The 21,528-nt window shown below is 62.4% G+C and carries 15 protein-coding genes; 8 read left to right on the top strand and 7 right to left on the bottom strand.

Going from position 1 to position 21,528, the window contains the following annotated elements:
• Positions 1-131: 131 nt before the first annotated feature.
• Both clpB and C0V72_RS02680 read left to right on the top strand, forming a co-directional pair.
• Positions 132-2,708: an ATP-dependent chaperone ClpB gene (gene clpB, locus C0V72_RS02685; protein ID WP_101791669.1), complete on the top strand. Its 2,577-nt coding sequence runs from the start codon at positions 132-134 to the stop codon at positions 2,706-2,708.
• Positions 2,709-3,117: 409 nt separating this feature from the next.
• Positions 3,118-6,207, top strand: a complete 3,090-nt coding sequence (locus C0V72_RS02680) for a TonB-dependent receptor domain-containing protein (RefSeq protein WP_233999740.1) — start codon at positions 3,118-3,120, stop codon at positions 6,205-6,207.
• 153 nt (positions 6,208-6,360) lie between these two features.
• On the opposite strand, the gene C0V72_RS16310 is transcribed toward C0V72_RS02680, so the two are convergent.
• Entirely contained in the window at positions 6,361-6,582 is a 222-nt protein-coding gene (locus C0V72_RS16310; protein ID WP_172438880.1) for a hypothetical protein, read from the bottom strand.
• 39 nt (positions 6,583-6,621) lie between these two features.
• On the opposite strand from C0V72_RS16310, the gene C0V72_RS02675 reads away from it, so the two are divergent.
• The gene (locus tag C0V72_RS02675) at positions 6,622-7,830 is read left to right on the top strand and encodes a 2OG-Fe(II) oxygenase family protein (protein WP_172438879.1); all 1,209 of its coding nucleotides are present in this window, start codon (positions 6,622-6,624) and stop codon (positions 7,828-7,830) included.
• Positions 7,831-7,912: 82 nt separating this feature from the next.
• Positions 7,913-8,527, top strand: coding sequence for a hypothetical protein (locus C0V72_RS02670; RefSeq protein WP_101791667.1), 615 nt, complete (start codon positions 7,913-7,915; stop codon positions 8,525-8,527).
• Positions 8,528-8,754: 227 nt separating this feature from the next.
• On the opposite strand, the gene C0V72_RS02665 is transcribed toward C0V72_RS02670, so the two are convergent.
• Complete coding sequence (locus tag C0V72_RS02665; RefSeq protein WP_101791666.1) at positions 8,755-11,847, bottom strand: TonB-dependent receptor domain-containing protein; 3,093 nt, start codon at positions 11,845-11,847, stop codon at positions 8,755-8,757.
• 343 nt (positions 11,848-12,190) lie between these two features.
• On the opposite strand from C0V72_RS02665, the gene C0V72_RS02660 reads away from it, so the two are divergent.
• The 4 genes from C0V72_RS02660 to C0V72_RS02645 all read left to right on the top strand — a co-directional run bounded on the left by C0V72_RS02660 (position 12,191) and on the right by C0V72_RS02645 (position 15,713).
• Complete coding sequence (locus C0V72_RS02660) at positions 12,191-13,360, top strand: acetyl-CoA C-acetyltransferase (protein ID WP_101791704.1); 1,170 nt, start codon at positions 12,191-12,193, stop codon at positions 13,358-13,360.
• Positions 13,361-13,491: 131 nt separating this feature from the next.
• Positions 13,492-14,277 (top strand): SDR family NAD(P)-dependent oxidoreductase, encoded by a 786-nt coding sequence (locus C0V72_RS02655; protein ID WP_101791665.1) that lies wholly within the window; start codon positions 13,492-13,494, stop codon positions 14,275-14,277.
• Between the two features lie 103 nt (positions 14,278-14,380).
• Positions 14,381-15,253, top strand: coding sequence for a crotonase/enoyl-CoA hydratase family protein (locus C0V72_RS02650; RefSeq protein WP_101791664.1), 873 nt, complete (start codon positions 14,381-14,383; stop codon positions 15,251-15,253).
• Positions 15,246-15,713 carry a MarR family winged helix-turn-helix transcriptional regulator gene (locus C0V72_RS02645; protein WP_101791663.1) on the top strand — a complete coding sequence of 156 codons (468 nt, stop codon included), beginning with the start codon at positions 15,246-15,248 and terminating at the stop codon, positions 15,711-15,713. Before C0V72_RS02650 ends, C0V72_RS02645 begins: the two co-directional genes overlap by 8 nt.
• 82 nt (positions 15,714-15,795) lie before the next feature.
• Here the strand turns inward: C0V72_RS02645 and C0V72_RS02640 are convergent, their stop codons facing one another.
• The 5 genes from C0V72_RS02640 to C0V72_RS02620 form a co-directional block, all read right to left on the bottom strand.
• A complete protein-coding gene (locus C0V72_RS02640) occupies positions 15,796-16,791 on the bottom strand; it encodes a type II secretion system F family protein (RefSeq protein ID WP_101791662.1) in 996 nt (331 codons plus the stop codon).
• A gap of 20 nt (positions 16,792-16,811) precedes the next feature.
• On the bottom strand, positions 16,812-17,783 hold the full coding sequence (locus C0V72_RS02635; protein ID WP_101791661.1) for a type II secretion system F family protein: 972 nt from the start codon (positions 17,781-17,783) through the stop codon (positions 16,812-16,814).
• A gap of 106 nt (positions 17,784-17,889) precedes the next feature.
• Complete coding sequence (locus C0V72_RS02630) at positions 17,890-19,170, bottom strand: pilus assembly protein CpaE (protein ID WP_101791660.1); 1,281 nt, start codon at positions 19,168-19,170, stop codon at positions 17,890-17,892.
• 3 nt (positions 19,171-19,173) lie between these two features.
• Complete coding sequence (locus tag C0V72_RS02625) at positions 19,174-19,872, bottom strand: CpaD family pilus assembly protein (protein ID WP_101791659.1); 699 nt, start codon at positions 19,870-19,872, stop codon at positions 19,174-19,176.
• Between the two features lie 19 nt (positions 19,873-19,891).
• Complete coding sequence (locus C0V72_RS02620; RefSeq protein ID WP_101791658.1) at positions 19,892-21,484, bottom strand: type II and III secretion system protein family protein; 1,593 nt, start codon at positions 21,482-21,484, stop codon at positions 19,892-19,894.
• Positions 21,485-21,528 lie beyond the last annotated feature (44 nt).

The following is a 21,528-nucleotide window of genomic DNA, read 5'->3' as shown; positions in this document are numbered from 1 at the left end:
CTTGCCTTGCGCCGCGATCGAACCCACCTAGCTGGATAACACACCTGCTTGCAATTTTTGCGACACAGGGACTTGTGTGGCCAATGTGCAACACTATCTGCGAGTGGTCAGTTTGGAAGGGTTTGGACGCCATGAATCTTGAAAAGTTCACCGACCGCGCGAAGGGCTTTCTGCAAGCGGCGCAGACCGTCGCGATCCGGCTCAATCACCAGCGCATCACCCCGCTCCACATCGCCAAGGCGTTGCTGGAGGATAGCGAGGGCATGGCTGCCGGGCTGATCCAGCGCGCGGGCGGTCAGGCCCCGCTGGCGGCGACCGCGGTGGACGCAGGCCTTTCCAAGATTCCTGCTGTCACCGGCTCCGGCGCGCAGGCGACCCCTGGCCTCGATAATGACGCGGTGCGCCTGCTCGACACCGCCGAACAGCTCGCCGACAAGGCGGGGGACAGCTATGTCACGGTCGAGCGGATGCTGACCGCGCTCGCGCTTGCGCCTGGGGCGGCGGGTGAGGCGCTGAAGGCGGCGGGCGTCTCCCCCCAGTCGCTCAACACCGCGATCGAAGCCTTGCGCGGCGGCAAGCGCGCGGACAGCGCCAGCGCCGAAAACACCTATGACGCGATGCAGAAATTCGCCCGCGACCTCACCAAGGCGGCACGCGACGGCAAGCTCGATCCGGTGATCGGCCGCGACGAGGAAATCCGCCGCACCATCCAGATCCTCGCGCGGCGCACCAAGAACAACCCCGCCCTGATCGGCGAGCCCGGCACCGGAAAGACCGCAATTGCCGAAGGCCTTGCGCTGCGCATCGCCAATGGCGACGTGCCCGACAGCCTCAAGGGCCGCACGCTGATGAGCCTCGACATGGGCGCGCTGATTGCTGGCGCCAAGTATCGCGGCGAGTTTGAAGAACGGCTGAAATCGGTGCTGGACGAGGTCAAGAACGCCGACGGCCAGATCATCCTGTTCATTGACGAGATGCACACCCTGATCGGGGCGGGCGCGTCCGAAGGCTCGATGGATGCGTCCAACCTCTTGAAGCCCGCCCTGTCGCGCGGGGAGCTGCACTGCATCGGCGCCACGACGCTCGACGAATACCAGAAATATGTCGAAAAAGACCCCGCGCTCCAGCGCCGCTTCCAGCCGGTGTTCATCGCCGAGCCGACCGTGGAAGATACCATCAGCATCCTGCGCGGCATCAAGGACAAGTACGAGCTCCACCACGGCGTGCGCATCACCGACGGCGCGATTGTCGCAGCGGCGAAGCTGTCGGATCGCTACATCCAGAACCGCTTCCTCCCCGACAAGGCCATCGACCTGATGGACGAGGCGGCGAGCCGTATCCGCATGGAGGTGGAGTCCAAGCCCGAAGAGATCGAAGTCCTCGACCGCAAGATCATCCAATTGAAGATAGAGGAGCAGGCGCTTCAGAAGGAGAGTGACCAGAACTCCAAGGATCGCCTCGTGACCTTGCGCGAAGACCTCGCCAATCTGGAACAGCAATCGGCGGAACTCACCACCCGCTGGCAGAACGAGCGTGACAAGATCGCGGCTGAGGGCAAGATCAAGGAGCAGCTTGATGGTGCGCGGCTGGAACTGGAACAGGCCCAGCGCGAAGGCGATCTCGCCAAGGCGGGGGAGCTGTCCTACGGGCGCATCCCCGAACTCGAAAAGCAGCTCGCCGAAGCGCAAGGGCAGGCGGCCAACGCCATGCTGCGCGAAGAAGTGACCGAAGAGGACATCGCCGGGGTCGTCAGCCGCTGGACCGGCATTCCGGTTGACCGGATGATGGCCGGCGAACGTGAAAAGCTGCTCCAGATGGAGAGCATCCTCGGCAAGCGGGTGATCGGCCAAGCCCAGGCGATCGAGGCCGTCTCCAAGGCGGTGCGCCGCGCACGGGCTGGCTTGCAGGATCCGGGGCGGCCCTTGGGCAGCTTCCTGTTCCTCGGCCCTACGGGTGTCGGCAAGACCGAATTGACCAAGGCCTTGGCCGGCTTCCTGTTCGACGATGACAGCGCGATGGTGCGCATCGACATGAGCGAGTTCATGGAGAAGCATGCCGTCGCCCGCCTGATCGGCGCGCCTCCGGGCTATGTCGGCTATGAGGAAGGCGGGGTGCTAACCGAAGCCGTGCGCCGCCGCCCCTATCAGGTGGTATTGTTCGACGAGGTCGAAAAGGCGCATAGCGACGTATTCAACGTCCTGCTCCAGGTGTTGGACGATGGCCGCCTGACGGATGGGCAGGGCCGCGTGGTCGATTTCAGCAACACGCTGATTATCCTCACCTCGAACCTTGGCAGCCAGTATCTCGCCAACCTGCCCGACGGGGCGGAGCCTGCCAGCGTCGAGAAGGACGTGATGGACGTGGTGCGCGGGCATTTCCGCCCCGAATTCCTCAACCGGCTGGACGAGATCATCCTGTTCCACCGGCTGGGCCACGAACACATGGCCCCGATCGTGGCCATTCAGGTGGGCCGGGTGCAAAAGCTGCTGGCCGATCGCAAGATCGCGATTAACCTCACCGATGCAGCGCTGCGCTGGCTGGGGCGGGTGGGCTATGACCCGGTTTACGGCGCGCGCCCCTTGAAGCGGGCCGTGCAACGCTACCTGCAAGATCCGCTGGCGGAAAAGCTGCTGGCGGGGCAATTGCCCGATGGCTCCACCTTGACCATCGATGAGGGGGACGGGCAGCTGTCGATGCAGGTTGCTTAAGTCTGCGCCTTCGCCATCTTCAGCAGCGCAATAAGCCAGGATCGGTGGGGATTTTCTCGTTGGAGCGCCGGTTTTGCAACTGGCGCCAGGCATTTGGCGCGCGCGCCAGTGTGCGCCAAAGATCCCGATTGCGATGACGGCGCACATGGCGCGCTTGTGTCGGGGCGCGGAAATTTGGCATAACCATTGAGTGGTAGGCTGGACGCCGAGGGATCAGACGCCGCTTCACGTTGCAAAGCTGCAACATCTGCTAGGCGGGCGGCAGCAAGTGCCTGGTCCGCGTGGTTCATGGTCTGCGGCGTAACCCGATCATGCCTGGACCTTTTCCATCCTCCGGCTGCTTGATCGTACTCCGGCAACCGTCCCAGGCCCTTCGCCTAATCTCAAACTGTTTTCCGTTGCAAACGCAGTGTTGCATTTCGGCGACAAGGCCTTGCAAACCCGCCGCGTTGCAGGGGAAGCGCTTTACACCCCGCGTAACAATCAGATAGCTCGGGTGCATGTTGGTGGGGGACACGCTCGGTTTCGGGCGCCTGGCAACCGAGAAAACGACCTGATACTCATCACAAAGGGGAACACCGTGTTTCAGAAACAACTTCTGCGACAGACTGGCTGGGCAAGCCTAGCTATTGCGCTCGCGTCGACTGCGACGCCCGCTATTGCGCAAGATGCAGCCGTCGAAGATGCTGAGGCAACTGCCGAAGCTTCCGAATCGATCGTTGTCACCGGTTCGCGGATCAGCAACCCGAATCTCGAACTTTCGAGCCCGGTGAGCTTCGTCAGTGAAGATGATATCGCCTTCCAGCAGCCGGTCTCGATTGAGCAGGTGCTCCGCCAGCTGCCTTCGGCCGTGCCGTCGATCGGTGCGCAGACCAACAATGGTAACAATGGATCGTCGCGGCTTAACCTGCGCGGCCTTGGGACCAACCGTAACGTCATCCTGCTGAACGGTCGCCGGGTTACGCCGCGTGACACGGACGGTGTGGTCGACCTTAACGTTATTCCGATCGCGCTGTTGAAGCGCGTTGACGTGCTGACTGGCGGTGCCAGCACCGTTTACGGTGCCGACGCTGTCGCCGGTGTTGTCAACTTCATCACGCGCGATGACTTCGAAGGCTTCGACGCGCGCTTTGCGCAGGGCATCACCGAGCGCGGTGATGGCGAAAACTTCCGCGCCGACCTCACCATGGGCGCAAGCTTCGACGATGGCCGTGGTAACGCGGTATTGAGCTTCGGCTACGTCAACACCAAGCCGGTGCTTCAGGGCAACCGCGACTTCAGCCTTGTGTCGCGCAGCTCGGTTACCGGCGGCGAAGAAGGTTCGCCGGGCGCTGTTCCGGCTTCGATCGGCTTCCCCTTCATCGGTCGCGTGACGCCCGATGGCCAGTTTGCGGCCGGTGCGCAGAACAACTACAACTTCAATCCGCTGAACATCTTCCAGACCCCGCAAGACCTGTACAGCATCTACACTCAGGCGAACTACGAGATCACCGACGGCATTGAGGCCTATGCCGAGGGTATGTACGTCAAGAGCGTCGTGGAAGTGAATCTGGCACCGTCGGGTTCGTTCGGGAACACGGTTACAACTCCCCTTAACAGCCCCTTCCTTTCGGCCCAGCAGCGCGACTTCCTGTGTAATGCAGCGGTTGGCGTTGCAGGCAGCGGCATCGCTGCCGGCACCGATTGCGGTGCGGCCATTGCTGCCGGTACGCCGGTGACTGTTGCGGTTAACCGCCGGTTTGTCGAAAGCGGTCCGCGCATCCAGCGCTTTGAAACCGACATGTTCAACCTGACCGGCGGTTTCCGTGGTGGTCTCACTGACACCCTGAACTGGGATGTGCACGGCACCTACGGCCGCAGCAACGGCGCCGAGCAGCGCACCAACTGGTACCTGCTGAGCCGTCTGCGTGCTGGCGTTGCGGGCTGCCCGACCGGTTCGGCTGCGGGCTGCGTACCGTTCAACGTCTTCGGTCCTGAAGGCAGCATCACGCAAGAAATGCTGAATTCGATCGAAGTCCCGACCCGTGCGTTCCGCGACACCACCTTCCTGAATGTGGCCGGCACCATCGATGGTGACTTCGGCGTGGCTAGCCCGTTTGCCGAAACGCCGATCAGCTTCGCGCTCGGTGCGGAATACCGCCGCTACACCGCCGGTTCGGAAGGCGATGGCATTTCGCGCGTTCCGGGCGAAGTTTTGGGCGCTGGCGCTGCTGCGTTGCCGATCCGCGGTGACTTCAATTCCAAGGAATTCTTCCTTGAAGCGGTTGCCCCGCTGGTTGAAGACAAGCCCTTCTTCTACAACCTCACCCTCGAAGGCGGCGTGCGTTATGCCGACTACTCGACGGTTGGCGGCACCTGGACGTGGAAGGCTGGCGGTAGCTGGTCGCCGATCGAGGAGATCAAGTTCCGCGGTGTTTACACCCAGGCCATTCGTGCGCCGAACATTGCCGAACTGTTCCAGCCGCAGGTCACCGGCCTGACCGGTCGGACTTCGGATCCGTGTCAGGGTACGCTCGCCGCTGTTACGGCGCGCGGTGCCAACTTCCCGGATCTGTGCCGTGCCCAGTTGGCTCTGGTCGGTGCACCGACCACCCTGCTTGGCAGCATTCCGGGCCCGGCAGCGGGTCAGATCCAGCAAACCACCGGCGGTAACCCGGATCTCGATGCGGAACGCGCTCGCACTTTGACCGCTGGTGTGGTCTTCACGCCGGATATTCTGTCGAGCTTCTCGTTCAGCGTCGATTACTTCCGGATCAAGGTCACGGACGCGATCACGACTCCCACGCAGGGCGACATCATCGATGGTTGTTTCCAGCCCACTCCGGTGCCTGGGACCTGTGACCTGACCCGTCGTAACCCGCTTGACGGCAGCCTGAGCGGCCCGGCGAACACGACCTTTGGTCCGTTCCTCGGTCTGTCGAACCTCGGCACGATTGAAACGTCGGGCATCGACTTCGCGCTGAACGCCGCGCAGGATTTTGACTTCGGTCAGATCTCGATCGGCACCTTTGCGACCTACACGATGGAGAACCTGTTCCAGGCGACCCCGCGTTCGATCAATCGCGAATGCGTGGGCTACTTCAGCGTGAACTGCGGTAACCCGCAGCCGGAAGTTTCGGCAACGACCCGTCTGACCTATACGTCGACGTCGCGTGAAACTGATGTCTCGCTGTTCTGGCGTTACCTCAGCGCGGTCGAAGTGGAACCGGTTGCACCGAATCCGCAGCTGCCCACCGGCACGCCGACGACTGCTGGCCCGGCTGCGTTCTTCGCTGATTACCGGAACATCTCGTCGTTCAACTACTTCGATCTGGCGCTCCGTCAGGCCGTTATCGACAACCTGACCCTCACGCTGTCGGTCCAAAACCTGTTTGACCGCGATCCGCCGATCGTGGGTGCACAGGCTGGCGGCGCCGGTCCGAACTCGGGCAACACCTTCCCGGCGGTCTATGATCCGCTTGGCCGTCGCTTCGTGGTCGGCGTCCAGTTTACGTTCTGATCAACGTAAGCAGGACCAGATTGGTTCTAAAATCAGGGGGCAGCTTTCGGGCTGCCCCCTTTTTCGTGTCTTGAAGAGCCTCATTGTCTGACCGGTGGCGCAAGGCGATGCTTGCAATTAAGAAAGCACACCATGACGATGATCTCTGCTCACTCAGTTGACGAAGTGGCGCGCCTGTCCGTTCAGATGCGCGAGAACGACAATCCGGAAGGCGCCCGTGCATTGTTGCTTGAGGCTGTGCGCGCCAACGCCGACGCGCCAATCCTGTGGCAAAGCCTGGGACTTGCGCACCGCGCGCTTTACGATAGCGCATCTGCCATCGTTGCGCTGGAGCGCGCCGCCGTGCTGGCTCCCCATGATGGCAAGATTGCGCATGGCCTGGCGCATGTCAGTTTTGAAGCCGGTCTGCCTGCGGTGGCGCTGTTTGATCGCGCCTTGTCACTGCGTCCAAGTGATGGGTCCATAATCACCGGGCGCGCGGCTGCGCAGTTTGTTGCAGGCGAGTTTGAAGCGGCAATCAGTGACCTTGAAGCGGCCTGCCGCGCCTCGCCACTGTGGCTGGAGGGGCATCAGACGCTGGCAAATCTGAAGTGGCAGTGTGGTCATGGCGCGCGGTTTGTATCGAGCTACCGTGATGCGCTGGCACATCATCCCAAATCAGCGGCCTTGTGGTTGGGCTTGCTCGACCGCATGATGCGCGTCGAAGATTACGGTCAAGCCCATGCCGCCTTGGCTGATGCCCAGCAAGCGTTAGGCGACATTGCCGAACTGCAACCAATCAGAGCCATTTGCGCCAGTGAGCTTGGCGAGCAGACCGCCGCTGATGCCCACTTTGCGGGGATCTTTTCCCAAACCCACTATTTGCAAAACACAGAATTGCTGGCGCGCGGCGCACGGCATTTGTTGCGAACCGGTCGCCCTGCGGCGGCTGTAAGTTTGCTTGAGGCTGGTCTGGCTCTGCCCGGAGCAGGTCAATTGTGGCCCTATCTGGCAACGGCCTGGCGGCTGCTCGATGATCCGCGCTGGCACTGGCTTGAGGGTGACGAGCGCCTGATTAAGCGGATCGAGGTTTATCGGCAGGAGGAACTGCCACAGTTGGTGCAATCCTTGCGGGCGATGCATAAGGCAGCCCACGAACCGCCGGGACAGTCGGTGCGTGCGGGAAGCCAAACGGACGGTCCGTTGTTCGCACGGATCGACCCCCCGATTGTGGAACTGCGTCGCCGGATCGAACAGGCGGTAAGGGCATATATCGCTGATCTCGGACCTGCCGAGCCCCCGCATCCGACATTGGGGCATCGGCCGCGCAATGTCCGCTTTTCCGGCAGTTGGTCGGTTCGGCTTACGGGGGCTGGTCATCACAGCAACCATGTTCACCCTCAAGGTTGGCTCAGTTCCGCACTGTGTGTTGCGATGCCAGAGGCGGGTGAGTGCGGCGCTGCGCCGGCCGGATATCTTCAATTTGGGGAGCCGCCGGCCGAACTTGGTATCAAGCTTGGTGCGACCCGGCAGATAGCGCCCAAGCCGGGTTGGCTGACGCTGTTTCCCTCAACCATGTGGCACGGTACAGTTCCGATCGATGGGGGAGAAAGAATGACAGTTGCGTTTGACGTGAAGCCGTGACGCCGCGCGCGGCTGTGCTGCGGCCAGAGCGCCCCGATATTCCCATCTTGCCACAAGTGCTCTCCGATATCATAGTTGGCTCATGAGCATTGCCGGATCATCTGCAAGAGCCGCTGTCGGCCTTGGCCTTCTCCTGAGCGCCGCCGGTGCCGGCGCGCAAACCCCGCGCGAAAGCATTTATGCGGCCTGCGCCCAGATGACCGATGACCGCGAACGGTTGGCGTGTTTTGACCGCACCTATGCGAGCGAGACCGCGGTCATCGCTGAGCGGGCCGAGACCGAGCGCAGGGTTGAGGCGGAGGCTTTCGGCCTGACGCCCAAGCAGCTGCGCGAGCGCGAAGACCGGGCCAAGGCTAACCCCTTGCCTGTGACCTCAAGCGCGCTTGCCAGCGCCGCTGTCCCTGTTGGCGCGCCGGCGCCCGCGCCTTCATCCCCTCCGGTCGCAGCCACTGCGGCGGCTGACACTGCCAACGACACCAAGGTCATCTCAGTGGTGGCGGAAGTCCTGACAGATGGCTTGGGCAACCATGTGATCATCCTCGAAAACGGACAGATGTGGCGGTCAACGTCCAACAAGTCGTTTCGCGGGCGGGTGAAGGCGGGTTGGAAGGCCGAGATCAACAAGATCTGGTCCGGTGGTTTCCGGATGACCTTTGCCGACAAGACGGGTTTCCTCGGCGTCACCCGCATGCGCTGAGGCGCTGCCCGGTATTCTCGTACTGATGGAAGGTTGACCCCGTGAGAGCGGGGGATGCCGACTTGCGCCTGCATGGGCGCAACTGCGCGCTGCGGGCACAGAACCAAGCCCGCTCCTCATCGTCGGAACGATGACCTGCGCAGCGCCAGGAGTGTCGCAAGGCCCTGTGCAACGCAAAAAAAAGGGGGAGCCGAGGCCCCCCCTTTTCTTGGATATTCGCAGGTTGATTACATGCGCGTGGTGATGCGGAACAGGAATTCCCGACCGAGCATGCCCTGACCGTACTGAGCCGGATCGCGGCTCGGGAACGGGGGCTCTTCCTCGAACAGGTTGTTCACGGTGAAGCCCAGCGAGACCTTGTCGCTCACATCGACGCCGAGGGTGGCGTCGAACACCAGGTAATCGCCGACCTTGGCGAAGGGGGCCGACTGATCTTCTTCTAGGTCGAACGAAGCACCCGACAGGTAGTTGCCGGTCAGCGCGAACTGGAAGTTGTCCTTGGTGTAGACAACCTGACCATTGAACGAGTGCTTGAAGTTGCCGATCTCGCCAGCGTTGTCGTCTGGCACGCCGACGACCACAAAGCGGTTGGTGTCGGTGTAGAAGTAACGACCGAGCAGGTTCAAGTTGCCCAAATCGCCTTCGCCGCCAAACAGACCTGCCAGATCAAAGTTGTATTGCAGGGTCGCCTGAAGGCCGGCGAAGTCAAACGAACCGGCGTTGGCCTGTCCGGTCTGTGCCCCAATGATCTGGAAGTTGCTATCCCGCTGAAACAGGTCGCAGGCGTTCTGGCCATCCGGGAGGATTGCGTTCGGAAAGTCCTCGTTGTCGTAGCAAGCTCGCAGTACCGAGGTCAGGTCGAGTTGAACAATGGCATTGGTCAATTCGATGTCCACCCAGTCCACCGCCAGCGAGAGGCCAGGGATGAAGCGGGGCTGCAAGATCGCACCGACCGTCCAAGACTTCGATTCTTCGTTGAGCAGGTTGGGGTTTCCTGAGGTAGAGATTTCCTGCGACGCATCGTCAATCTGCGAATCGAAGCCTACGGGAAGACCGTCAGCTTGGCAGTTGGCGAGGCGGCGAGCCGGATTGTTGCCATCGTCGATGAAGTCCGGATCGCACGGGTCATCCGCAAAGGAGAAGAGCTGTGACTGGCCCAGAAACAGTTCAGTGATCGCCGGGGCACGCACCGATTCGGTATAGCTGCCACGGAACGTCAAGTCCGCGACTGGAGCGAACTGTGTGCCCACCGACCAGACTTCACCCGATCCTGCGATCGAGTTGTCGATGTAACGGAATGAACCATCGAACTCTAGGCGATGAACGAAGCTGTCGTTCCCAGGTGTGATGATCGGCACGAGTACTTCTGCGAAAAACTCGTTGGTCGAGAAGCTGCCATCTACTGGTGTAATTGGCGTGGTGCGGCCTAGACCCTGCTGCTGGAACCCATCTGGCGTAAAGGTCTGCCGTTCGCGGCGGTTTTCGTAGCCGACGTTGAAACCTACTTCATTGTCAAACAGATCGAACAGCCCGCCCCCGAGGTTGGCGTTGAAGATGTTCTGCTGGTTGGACGATTCAGCAAGAATTGTCGTGGTGACGAAATCGATTGCCTCCCGCGAAGCGACGCCTTCACCAAAAAGGTTCAGCGGAACACAGGCTGTGACCGAGTTCGGCTGGGCAGGGGTGCCGACCCCAGTACCGGGGGCGGTGGGCGGGTTCAGCGTCACGCGGCATACGGGATTGCCGGTGGCGGGATCGGTGACCACATCGACCGCGTTCAGGAAGTTGGCCTGTACCAGCGAACGCGATGACGAAATCGCCTGCGAACGACCGAAGGAGTAGGAAGCGTTCCAGTTCCAGTTGCGGCCACCACCCACTTCAAAGTCGCCCTTAAAGCCGCCGACGATGCGGAACAGGTCGAGCTGCTGGAAGTCAGGCGCGGAACCACCGAGCAGGTCGAAACCTGCGCGCTGCAAAAAGAACTGCGTGTCGTCGTTTACGCCGTCGCCATCGGTGTCGACGTTCAGGATCTGGTTGCCAGCGGCATCCGCAAGGTTACCCGGACGCAGCAGGACCGAACGGGCCTGATCGGTAAGGAACGGGTTCGAAAGGTTCACGCCCAAACCAAGGCTGTCGCCGCTGAACAGGGCTGACTGGTAAACCGGCTGATTGGCCAGTTCCGTCGACCTCGTGCTGGCGTAGTTGCCCTCGAAGAAGAAGCTGATGTTGTCCGTCACGTCATAGTGGCCGATCGCAAACAGCGAGTAACGCTCCAGGTCCGAAAGCAACTGCCCGGCCCGATTGAGGTCAAGCCCGTCACCGCCATTGCCGCGAACTAGGTTGCCGTCCGAAGTGTCGCCGATATCGTAATCGACAAGCTGGCCCTGGTTGTTGAACTGGACGAAGTTGCCGGCGGCGTTTCGGAAGCCGCCTTCAGGTAGGCCAAAGACGGTTGTGATGTAGCCGCCATCAACCAGACCGGCACCGCGGGTGGGAAGGCCGCCACCGGTGAGCAAAAAGATGCGGTCCGGGCTGATCACAAGGTCTTCGCTGTCGCGGAAAATCGCCTGGCGGCCGAGCGCGCGGCTATTGGTAAGCACGCCTTTCTGATTTGCGTATTCGAAGTTAGCCGCGATGTTGCCCCGGCCATCGGCGAAGTTTCCACCGGCAGTGATGCTGCCGAAAGTGCTTTCGCCGTCGCCCGCTTGGTAGATGCCCTGCTGACCCGTGGCTTCGAGGCCTTCAAAGTCGTCCTTAAGGATTAAGTTGACGGTTCCCGCAATCGCGTCGGAGCCGTAGGTGGTGGCACCTTTGACGGCCAGCACGTCGACGCGATCAATCAGGCTCACGGGGATCACGTTGAGATCGACCTGAAGACCAGCCGCCGCACCACCAAAATTAGAAGCCGTGTTCGACGATACGAAGCGGCGCCCATTGACCAGCGTCAGGGTGCGCTGACTGCCGATGCCGAACAGATTCACGAAGTTTTGACCGACCGAGTAGCTTGACTGATCGCCAGCGCTCGACACCGGAGTGCCGAAGCCGGGGATTTCGTTCAGTGCCTGAGCCACGTTGATGAAGCCGCGGCGCTCGATCTGCTCTGAACCCACTACGGCGATGAGCGGTGCTGCACCTTCAAGCTCGGGACGCGCAATACGCGATCCGGTCACCGTAATCACAGATGAAGGCTCAGCTTCAGCTTCGGCAGCAACGGTTTCTTCGGTCTGCGCAGCAGCGTCCTGCGCGAAGGCAGGGGTGGAGACTGTCAGGGCGATTACGGCAGTTGCCGCACCGGCCTTGAGAAGCGAAAGCTTCTTCATGGTGGTCTTGCTCCTTTGGGTTGAACCAGGTCTTTTGCCAGATTTGGCGTGAAGGGCGGGCGATAAGGATTCCGGCCAAGCCCTTTACTGGTGCTGGGATGGTCCATGGCTCTCGGCAGTGCAAATGCAAATGCCCGTCGCAGGTGCGCTTGCGCCGCACCTGTTACGCTTCTGCAACAGTTGGAAGGTGATGCTCGGGCCAGCGGTTTGGTGTCCTTTCGCCATTGCCCGCTTGATTTGCGTCATGGCCTTCAATAGGCGCTTTCCGATAAGCGAGTGGCGAAGCGAAACTGATTATGCGCCGCGCGCGGCCCTCGATCGGGGCCTCACGGAGGAGAGAGACATGACCACAGCCTATATTGTCGAGGCCGTCCGCACGGCCGGTGGCCGCCGCGGCGGGCGGTTGGCCGGGGTGCACCCGGTGGACCTGCTGGCCCATTCGCTGGATGCCATCGTCGAACGCAGCGGGATTGACCCCAAGGCGATTGACGATGTGGTGACGGGCTGTGTCAGTCAGGCAGGCGAGCAGGCGATGCAGATTGGCCGCATGGGCGTGCTGGCCAGCAAGCTGCTGCCGCAATCGACCCCGGCGGTGACGATTGACCGCCAGTGCGGCTCATCCCAGCAGGCGATCCAATTCGCCGCGCAGGCCGTGATGAGCGGCACGCAGGATGTGGTTATCGCCAGCGGCGTTGAAAGCATGACCCGCGTGCCGATGGGCTCCAATGTCACGCTCCACATGAAGGAAGGCCTCTACAGCAAGGCCGACGGGATCGAAGCCAAGTTCCCCGGCATCAATTTCAGCCAGTTCATGGGCGCCGAGATGATCGTGCAAAAGCACGGCTTCACCAAGGATGATCTCGACCGGTTCGCCTATGACAGCCACCAAAAGGCGATTGCCGCAACCAACGCGGATGCCTTTGGCCGCGAAATCGTGCCGGTGGCGATCACCACGCCCGAAGGCCCGGCGATGCACACGATCGACGAAGGCATCCGGTTTGACGCGACGCTGGAAGGCATCGCAGGCGTCAAGCTGATCAGCCCTGATGGTGCGCTGACGGCGGCCTCGGCCAGCCAGATTTGCGATGGGTCGTCCGCTGTTCTGGTGGTCAGCGAGGCGGCGCTGAAGGCCCACGGCCTGACTCCGCTGGCGCGTATCCACAACCTGACGGTGACCGCTGGCGATCCGGTCATCATGCTGGAAGAGCCGCTGTTCGCGACCGACCGGGCGCTTCAGCGGGCTGGCCTGACCATCGACGACATCGATCTTTACGAGGTCAACGAGGCATTTGCGTCCGTGCCGCTCGCATGGCTCAAGCACACCGGAGCCGATCCGGCGCGGCTCAATGTCCATGGCGGCGCGATTGCGCTCGGCCATCCGCTGGGCGCTTCGGGCACCAAGCTGATGGCGACGCTGGTTCACGCCCTGCACCGTCAGGGCAAGAAGTATGGCCTCCAGACCATGTGCGAAGGCGGCGGCGTCGCCAACGTGACCATTATCGAGCGTCTTTGAGTTCAGGCATAATCAACCGTTCGTGCTGAGCTTGTCGAGGCACCGTCCTTCTTTCGGAGGTTGCGGAACGGAAGAAAGTGCGGCCCTTCGACAAGCTCAGGGCGAACGGATTTTGTTCTAGGAGAATTGCAATGGAAGTTTCAGCCAATACCCCCGCCGTTGTCACCGGCGGTGCCTCGGGCCTCGGCGCAGCCACCGCGCGCGCGCTGGCGGCCAAGGGCGCCAAGGTCGCGATCTTCGACATGAACGCCGAAAAGGGCGAAGCGCTCGCGGCGGAAATCGGCGGCGTATTCTGCCTTGTCAACGTGACCAAGGATGAAGACGTCGATGCCGGTTTCGCCAAGGCCCGCGAAGCCCACGGGCAGGAACGCATTCTGGTAAACTGCGCCGGGATCGGCAACGCGATCAAGACCGCCAGCCGCAGCAAGGAAGACGGCTCGATCAAACACTTCCCCATCTCGGCGTTCGATTTCGTCATTCAGGTCAATCTGATCGGTACCTTCCGCTGCATTGCCAAGTCGGCAGCCGGGATGCTGTCGCTCGACCCGCTGGACGAATTCGGCGAGCGCGGCGCGATCGTGAACACCGCGTCGGTGGCAGGCGAAGATGGCCAGATCGGCCAGGCCGCCTATTCCGCCTCAAAGGCCGGCGTGATCGGCATGACTCTCCCCATCGCGCGCGACCTCATGAACGAGGGCATCCGCGTCAACACCATCCTGCCGGGCATCTTTGACACCCCGCTGCTCGCCGCCGCGCCGCAGAACGTGCGCGATGCGCTCGCTGCTTCGGTGCCGTTTCCCAAGCGCCTCGGCATCCCGACCGAATATGCCAAGCTCGCCATGTGCATGATCGAAACCGGCTATTTCAACGGCGAAGACGTGCGCCTTGACGGCGCGATCCGGATGGCGCCGCGGTAAGCGCAGCCCATCCTTTGCGACACAAGGAGAACCCTCGCTTTTGCGGGGGTTTTCTTTTGCGCGGCGCATGGCATCACAGGCCCCACAAGGAGAGGGATTCCGCATGACCCAATACACCCAGATCATCGTCACCAAAGCCGATGGCGTCGCCACCATCACCCTGAACCGTCCCGACAAGATGAACGCCTATACCCGGACAATGGGCGCGGAGATCATGGCGGCGATGGCAGATATCGATGCCGATGATGCGGTGCGGGCCGTGATCTTCACGGGCAGCGGCGAACGGGCGTTCTGCGCGGGCGCGGACCTGACGCCGGAGGGCGGCGGGCATGTGTTTTCCGATCCCACGCAGGTCGATGATCTGTCGGATGAGCGCGTGCGCGATGGCGGGGGGCTGCTGACGCTGCGGCTGTTTGAAAGCAAGAAGCCGCTTATCAGCGCTTGCAATGGTGTGGCTGTGGGCGTGGGGGCGACGATGCAGTTGGCGATGGATATCCGCCTGGCCAGCACCACCGCGCGCTATGGTTTTGTGTTCGCGCGGCGCGGGATCGTGCCGGAAGCGGCGTCGAGCTGGTTCCTGCCGCGCATCGTCGGCATCCAGCAGGCCTTGGAATGGTGCTATACGGGGCGCATCTTCGATGCCGAGGAAGCCAGGGCGGGCGGCCTCGTTCGCTCGATCCATGCGCCCGAAGACCTGCTCCATGCAGCCACCAGCCTTGCGCGTGAGATTGCCGATAACACCTCGGCCATATCGGTCGCCATGACCCGCGCGATGATGTGGCGCCTGATGAGCGCCGATCACCCCATGGAAGCCCACAAGATCGACAGCCGGGCCATCTATCGCCTGTCGCGCGGCAGTGATGCCAAGGAAGGGATCGCCAGCTTCCTTGAAAAGCGCAAGGCAATGTACCCCGGCAAGGTCAGCGCCGATATGCCCGATTTCTATCCCTGGTGGGACGAGCGCCCCTATGCCTGAAGGGGGCGAGGGTGAAGGCGGGGAACTGGCCGGCTTCCTGCCTTATCAGCTTTCGGTCACCTCGAACGCGGTCAGCAGCCTGATCGCCACACGCTATCGCAAGCGCTTCGGCCTCAAGATCCCCGAATGGCGGGTGATGGCGGTGCTGGGCGACAGCGGATCGCTGACCCAGCGCGCGCTGACGGCGGCAACGGTGATGGACAAGGTGGCCGTCAATCGCGCGGCCCGGGTGCTGGAGGAGCGCGGGTTGATTGCCCGCGTGCCCAACTCGGAGGATGGCCGTTCGCATCTGCTGGCATTGACGGATGAGGGCAGGGCGATCCATGCCGAGGTCATGCCGTTGGCCCGCGCGACCGAAGCCGAATTGCTCGCCGATCTCGCGCCGGGCGAAGAAGCGGCGCTGCGCCATCTGCTGGCGGGCCTGCGCGCGCGGGCAATGCGGCTCGCCGGGCAAGCCTGACATCGCCCGGATATAGCAAGGGCCGAAGCAGAGGCATGCCCCCGCTTCGGCCCCGCTCGGCCACATCAGCAGCTTTTGGCGTCTACTTGATGAGGTTGTCCGAGATCGAGCATGCTGCCGGGCCAAGAATGACGACAAACAGCGTCGGCAGGATGAACAGGATGAGCGGAACGGTCATGATGGCCGGAAGGCGGGCCGCCTTTTCTTCGGCGCGCATCATGCGTTCGTTCCGGAATTCGGCAGACAGCACGCGCAGGGCTGATGCCAGCGGGGTGCCGTAGCGTTCGGTCTGGATCATGGTCGTCACCACGCCCTTCACCGCTTCCAGATTGACGCGGTAGGCGAGGTTGTTGAAAGCGTGCCGCCGTTCGTTGAGGAACGACAGTTCGATCGCGGTGAGCGCGAATTCGTCGCCCAGTTCGGGATAGGCACGGCCCAGTTCCCGGGCGACGCGGTTGAAGGCGGCGTCGACGGTGAGACCGGCTTCCGCACAGATCACCAGCAGATCGAGCGCGTCGGGCAGGCCTTTCTGGATTTCCTTGGTGCGCTTGGTCGCCTGGTTCGACAGATAGACTTCCGGGCCCTTGTAACCCACCAGCACACTGCCAGCGAATACGGCAAGGCGCATCATCGGGCCCCAGTCGGGCCAGAAATCGACGACATAGATCAACACGCCCAGCACCCCGCCCAGCACCAGCGGCAGGATCGCGCGCATCCCGATGATCAGAACCGCGAGTTCCTTGTTCCGGTAACCCGCGTAGGCCATCTTTTGCTGGATGATCTTGATCTGGCTTTCTTGCAGCACGTTGAGCCGGCCAAGGCTGTCCTTGACCCGGTCGGTCGTCTCGGTGCGGCGAACCAGACTGGTGCGCTTTTTGGTGGCGGAGGTGACGATCCCCGCCTTGAGCTGTTCGCGCCGGGCCTCCAGCGCCTTGACGCGCTTGGCCATCGGATCGCGAATGGTGACCGCGGCATAAATCGCCAGCATGACGGCAAAGGCAGCCATCCCGGCCAGCAGCGTGCCGACCACGATCACGTCAAAGCCGAGCAGGGTCGGGCCGGTGGGTTGGTTCATCATGGTCTAGTGCCCCCGCGCCATCAGATTTCGAAATTGACCATCTTGGACATGATAAACACGCCGATGCCCATCCACACGCCTGCACCCAGCCCGGCGACAATCAGGCGATCATCGCTGAAGAAACCCATCATGTATTCCGGGTTGATGTACATGATCGCACCGAACACCAGGAACGGCAGCGAGCCGACGATGTAAGCCGATGCCTTGGATTCGGAGCTCATCGCCTTGATCTTCAGCTTCATCTGCGCGCGTTTGCGCAGCACGTCGGCCAGGTTCGACAGGGTTTCGGCAAGGTTGCCCCCGGTTTCGCGCTGAATCGCCAGCGTGATGGTGAAGAAGTTGAATTCGGCAATGCCCAGCTTGTCGGCAGTATCCTGAAGCGCATCTTCCATGGTCTTGCCGACCTTGATGCGGTCGATCACGCCCTTGAATTCAAAGCCGACCGGGCCGGGCACTTCGGTTGATACGATCTGGAGCGTTTCGGTTACCGGCAGGCCGGAACGCAGGCCGCGCACCAGCAGTTCGATCCCGTCCGGGAACTTGGTGACAAAGGCATTCGTCCGCTTGTTGATCAAGCGGTTGACCCACATGTGCGGCAGGCCGGCGCCCACCAGCAAACCAACCCCAAGCGACAGCATCGGCGCGCGGCTGAAGATGAAGACGACGACCGCGATCCCCAGCGCGAGGCCCACCGAGGTGTAGATATATTGCGACACCGTCCAGCTTTTGCCGGTGCGGTTGAGCCGGACGGCCAGCGCTTCGACCCGCGAGCCTGAGCCTGCGACCTTGAAGGTGGCGGGCTTGCGGGCCGCAATGGCGCGTTTGAACTGCGCATCGACCTTGGCATCAAGACTGTCAGAATGGCGCAGGCGCAGCGCTTGCATGCGGCGTTTTTGGGACTTGGCCACGCCGCTTCCGGCCGCGACTGCGTAGCCCATGACCAGCACGGCGAAGATCACCAGCGTGATGAGCAGGGTTTGGAGAAAGTCCATGCCGTTATTTCCTGCCTAGTTCCCTGCGTGCGCCTTGCAGCGCGACGCGTTTGCCTGCGCGGGGCAGGCCGGGGACGCTGCACAGCGCCACCGGCCGCCTGCGACTTTATTCAGCCGGCTGCGCCTCGCCCTTGGCCTTCTTGGCGAGCAAGGATTTGAGATCGAAGTTGCCCAGCAACGACTTTTTGCCGCTGGCATCGCTCGCCATATCGTCAGTGCTTACGCCCATCACGCGTTCGGCAATCTGCCGGATCGCGGCTGTGGCCTTGCTGGAACGGTTGGCATCGACGAACACCTGACCCAGCTTGGCCGCATTGGACGCCGCCTTGATGTCGTAAGGCACCACAAAATCGACCCGGCGTTCGATCGACGCTTCAAAGTCAGCCTTGCTGATTTCGGCCAGCGCCGGCTGCACCTTGTTGGCCACGATCATCGGATGCGCGTGGCTGGCATTGGCCTTGAGCCACGACAGCAGCCGGATGGTATCGCGGGCCGAGGCCAGCGTCAGTTCGCAGGTCAGCACCACCAGGTTCACGTCCGCCAGCAATTGGGGGAAGTTGATGAGCATGTTGCGCGGCAGGTCGATCACCGTCATTTCGAACGCCTGACGGAATTCGTCCTCCAGCTGCACGAAGGCCGAGCCGTCGGTCATCAGCGGCTGGTTGATCGGGGCTTCGGCCGACAGGATCGACAGGTTGTCGCCCGCACGCACCATCGCGCGTTCGATGAACAGGGGATCGATGCGGCTGGGGTTCTCGATCGCATCGGTCAGGCCGCGGCCCGGTTCCAGATCGAGCGCCAGCGCGCCGGTGCCGAAGTGGACATCCAGATCGAGCAGCGCGGTTGGCGCCTTGTGCTGTTCGGCAAACAGCCACGCCAGCGAGGTCGCCAGCGTCGAGGCACCCACGCCGCCGCGTGTCCCGACCACCGCGGTCGAAATGTGGCGCTTGGCCGCATCGGCATCACCCGCCTTGGGCGACATGAAGACTGCCAGCGCCTGATTAAGCGCATCATGCACCTGCTGCGGCGACAAGGGCTTCAGCAGGTAATCATGGATCCCGCTCGACAACAGATCGCGGTACAGGCGCACGTCGTTGACCTGGCCGATGGCGATCACCACCGTGCCGGGCTCGCAGACTTCGGCCAGCGCGTTGATGTCGTTCAGCGGATCGCCGCTTTCCGACAGGTCGACCAGCAGGATCGCCGGTGAAGCGCTCACCGAAAGCGATTGCACAGCATTGCGCAGGCCGCCTTTGTTGCACTTTTCCGGCTGCCAGCCGAGTTCGATCACCACCGGACGGATGACATCCAGCGCACTATCATCGCAGATATAGGCCGAGAAGGCATCACGATTTCCGGGCAGGCCCGATTTCCAGGGAGCATTCATGACTTAGTTACCTCCTCCGCCACCGCCACCGCCGCCGCCGCCAGCTGCGCCTGCTTCCATCAGCCCTGCCGCACCGGTCGGGGCCATTTCACGATAGGTCGAGATGGCCTTGTTCGACGTTGCGATCACAGTCTCGCTGGCGCCCTTCTTGCCTTCGATCAGATCCTGCGGATCGGCGATCATGGCAGCCATGTTGCTGTTGGTGGCGCAGCCATAATTCGGGCTGAGGCCGTTGTTGTAATTCATGTCCGACTTGGCCGACCAGTCCGGGCAGCCCGGAACGCTGGCGACCGAGCGGGTGATGACCACGCGGGCCTGACCGGGCTGGAGAAACCCGGCGGTGACCGGTGCCGTTTCGCTGATCATCAGGCCATAGCGCGCCGCCAGATCGCGGATCGCGCTGGTTACGGCCGGGTTCTGGCCGGGATTTTCAATGGCGATGCGGTCCCCGTAACGCAGGTCCATCGTCTCGAACCAGCCGTTGAGGCGCTGTTGTTCCGAAATCGGCAGGCCCGCCGGGGTCGTGGTGACATCCAGCGTCATGTTGGTGCGTTCCACCACCGGCTGCTTCACGCTGTAAAGCGAGGTGTTGGTCGGCATCCCGCCGCAGCCTGCCAGGCCAAGGCCAAGCGTCACTGCAATCGCAAGGTTAGCGAGGGGGGTAGGCACACGGGCCGTCCGGGTTTGTCGTGCATGTGGCATCGAAGTCACCTTCCTTGCGTTAAAGGCTGAAGCCCGGAGCGGCATCGGCACTGGCCGCGCGCTCCTGTTTGCGGGTTTTCTTGTCGGCGCGGCGCGGCTGTTCAGGCTGGGTCGGCACAATCGCCGCCGGATCAGCCTGGCTCACCTTGGGTGCCGGCGCATCAGGCTCAGCGGCGACCGGGCCGGGGCGTTCCGCGCCCGAGACACCGTTGTGGTTTTGATAGCCGAGCAGCTGCTGGAACTCGTCAGCCGACTGGTAGCCATCGGTCGGCAGTTTGATGTCTTTGGCATCCACCGGCTTGACCAGGTAGGGGGTGACAACGATCACCAGCTCGGTCTCGCCCTTGCGGAAACTCCGGCTGCGGAACAGGTTGCCAAGGATCGGCACGTCGCCAAGGCCGGGTGCCTTTTCCAGCGAATTCTGCGAGTTGGAGCTCATCAGCCCGGCGATCATGAAGCTTTGGCCTGAACCTAGCTCGACCGTGGTTTCGGTGCGGCGCGTGGTGATGGCGGGCACCTGAAAGCCATTGAGCGTGATCGCGCCTTGCGTCGACAGTTCCGAGACTTCCGGGCGCACCCGCATCGAAATGCGGCCACTGGCGAGAACGGTCGGGGTGTAGGCCAGGCTTACGCCGAACTGGCGGAACTGGACTGTCACCTGGCCGAGGCCCTGCGCAATCGGGATCGGAAATTCACCGCCCGCAAGGAAGGTCGCGGTTTCGCCCGACAGCGCGGTCAGGTTGGGTTCGGTGATGGTGGTCACAAGCCCAAGCTGTTCCGACAGATCAAGCGCGCCGAGCATGTCGACACCGAACAGCTGACCCAGACCCGACAGGGTGGTGCCGCCGAGCGAATCAACTGCCGGGCCGGGGATCCGGGTGCCATCGGGCAAAACGAAGGCCGATTGGGCCACGGCATTGCCGGTCCCCAGCGGGCCATTGGTTTGCCACGCGTTTGCGCCGCCAAGCGTGCGGCCGGTGCCGACGCCGATATTGAAGCCGCTCGACCCGTCGATCGTGGTCAGGTTGCCGCCGATTTCGCGCAGCAGACTGCGGCTGACTTCGGCAAACTTGACATGCAGATTGACCTGAAGCGGGGTTGCGGTCTTCAGGCGGCTGATGACATTGGCGTCTTCACCCAGAAAGGCTGTCACAAGGCGTTCAGCCTCGGCAGCATCTTCCGGCGCGCCAACCGTGCCGGTCAGCAGCACGGTGTTGCTGCCCATCGTCGACACGCTCACCTTGGCATCAGGCATCGCCATCGTCAGCATCTGATCGATGCTGCCGATGTTGGAGCCAACGCGGATATTGGCCGAAAAGATCACATCGCCGCGGTCATTGCTGGCGTAGATCGTGGTCTCGCCGCCGGCTTTGCCGAAGACATAGAGCTGGCGCTGCGACTTGATCTGGACATCGGCGACCGCATCATTGGCGACGAAGACGTCAGCCATGCTGCCCGGCACCGTCACCAGTTCGCCCTTGCCGATCGACAGGACGATATCCTGACGCGGGCTGACGATTTGCTGGGCGATGGCCGTGGTCGCCGGCATTACTGCCATCGGCACCGCGGCGATCGCAGCCACCAGCAGCTTGATCTTGAAATTGCGTGTCATGGGTTGCCCCCCCTCGGGTTTGATCGACATGGTCCTGCCTTTCG

Source organism: Porphyrobacter sp. TH134, from assembly GCF_002855495.1.
GTDB lineage: Bacteria > Pseudomonadota > Alphaproteobacteria > Sphingomonadales > Sphingomonadaceae > Erythrobacter.
Note: the sequence above shows the minus strand (reverse complement) of the source record. Positions and strands in the feature narration are given on the sequence as shown.

Coding starts and splice junctions, on each gene's coding strand:
- clpB (WP_101791669.1), top strand. CDS start 132: ATGAATCTTGAAAAGTTCACCGACCGCGCGAAGGGCTTTCTGCAAGCG.
- C0V72_RS16310 (WP_172438880.1), bottom strand. CDS start 6,582: ATGCGCAATCTTGCCATCATGGGGAGCCAGCACGGCGGCGCGCTCCAG.
- C0V72_RS02670 (WP_101791667.1), top strand. CDS start 7,913: ATGAGCATTGCCGGATCATCTGCAAGAGCCGCTGTCGGCCTTGGCCTT.
- C0V72_RS02665 (WP_101791666.1), bottom strand. CDS start 11,847: ATGAAGAAGCTTTCGCTTCTCAAGGCCGGTGCGGCAACTGCCGTAATC.
- C0V72_RS02660 (WP_101791704.1), top strand. CDS start 12,191: ATGACCACAGCCTATATTGTCGAGGCCGTCCGCACGGCCGGTGGCCGC.
- C0V72_RS02655 (WP_101791665.1), top strand. CDS start 13,492: ATGGAAGTTTCAGCCAATACCCCCGCCGTTGTCACCGGCGGTGCCTCG.
- C0V72_RS02650 (WP_101791664.1), top strand. CDS start 14,381: ATGACCCAATACACCCAGATCATCGTCACCAAAGCCGATGGCGTCGCC.
- C0V72_RS02645 (WP_101791663.1), top strand. CDS start 15,246: ATGCCTGAAGGGGGCGAGGGTGAAGGCGGGGAACTGGCCGGCTTCCTG.
- C0V72_RS02640 (WP_101791662.1), bottom strand. CDS start 16,791: ATGATGAACCAACCCACCGGCCCGACCCTGCTCGGCTTTGACGTGATC.
- C0V72_RS02635 (WP_101791661.1), bottom strand. CDS start 17,783: ATGGACTTTCTCCAAACCCTGCTCATCACGCTGGTGATCTTCGCCGTG.
- C0V72_RS02630 (WP_101791660.1), bottom strand. CDS start 19,170: ATGAATGCTCCCTGGAAATCGGGCCTGCCCGGAAATCGTGATGCCTTC.
- C0V72_RS02625 (WP_101791659.1), bottom strand. CDS start 19,872: ATGCCACATGCACGACAAACCCGGACGGCCCGTGTGCCTACCCCCCTC.
- C0V72_RS02620 (WP_101791658.1), bottom strand. CDS start 21,484: ATGACACGCAATTTCAAGATCAAGCTGCTGGTGGCTGCGATCGCCGCG.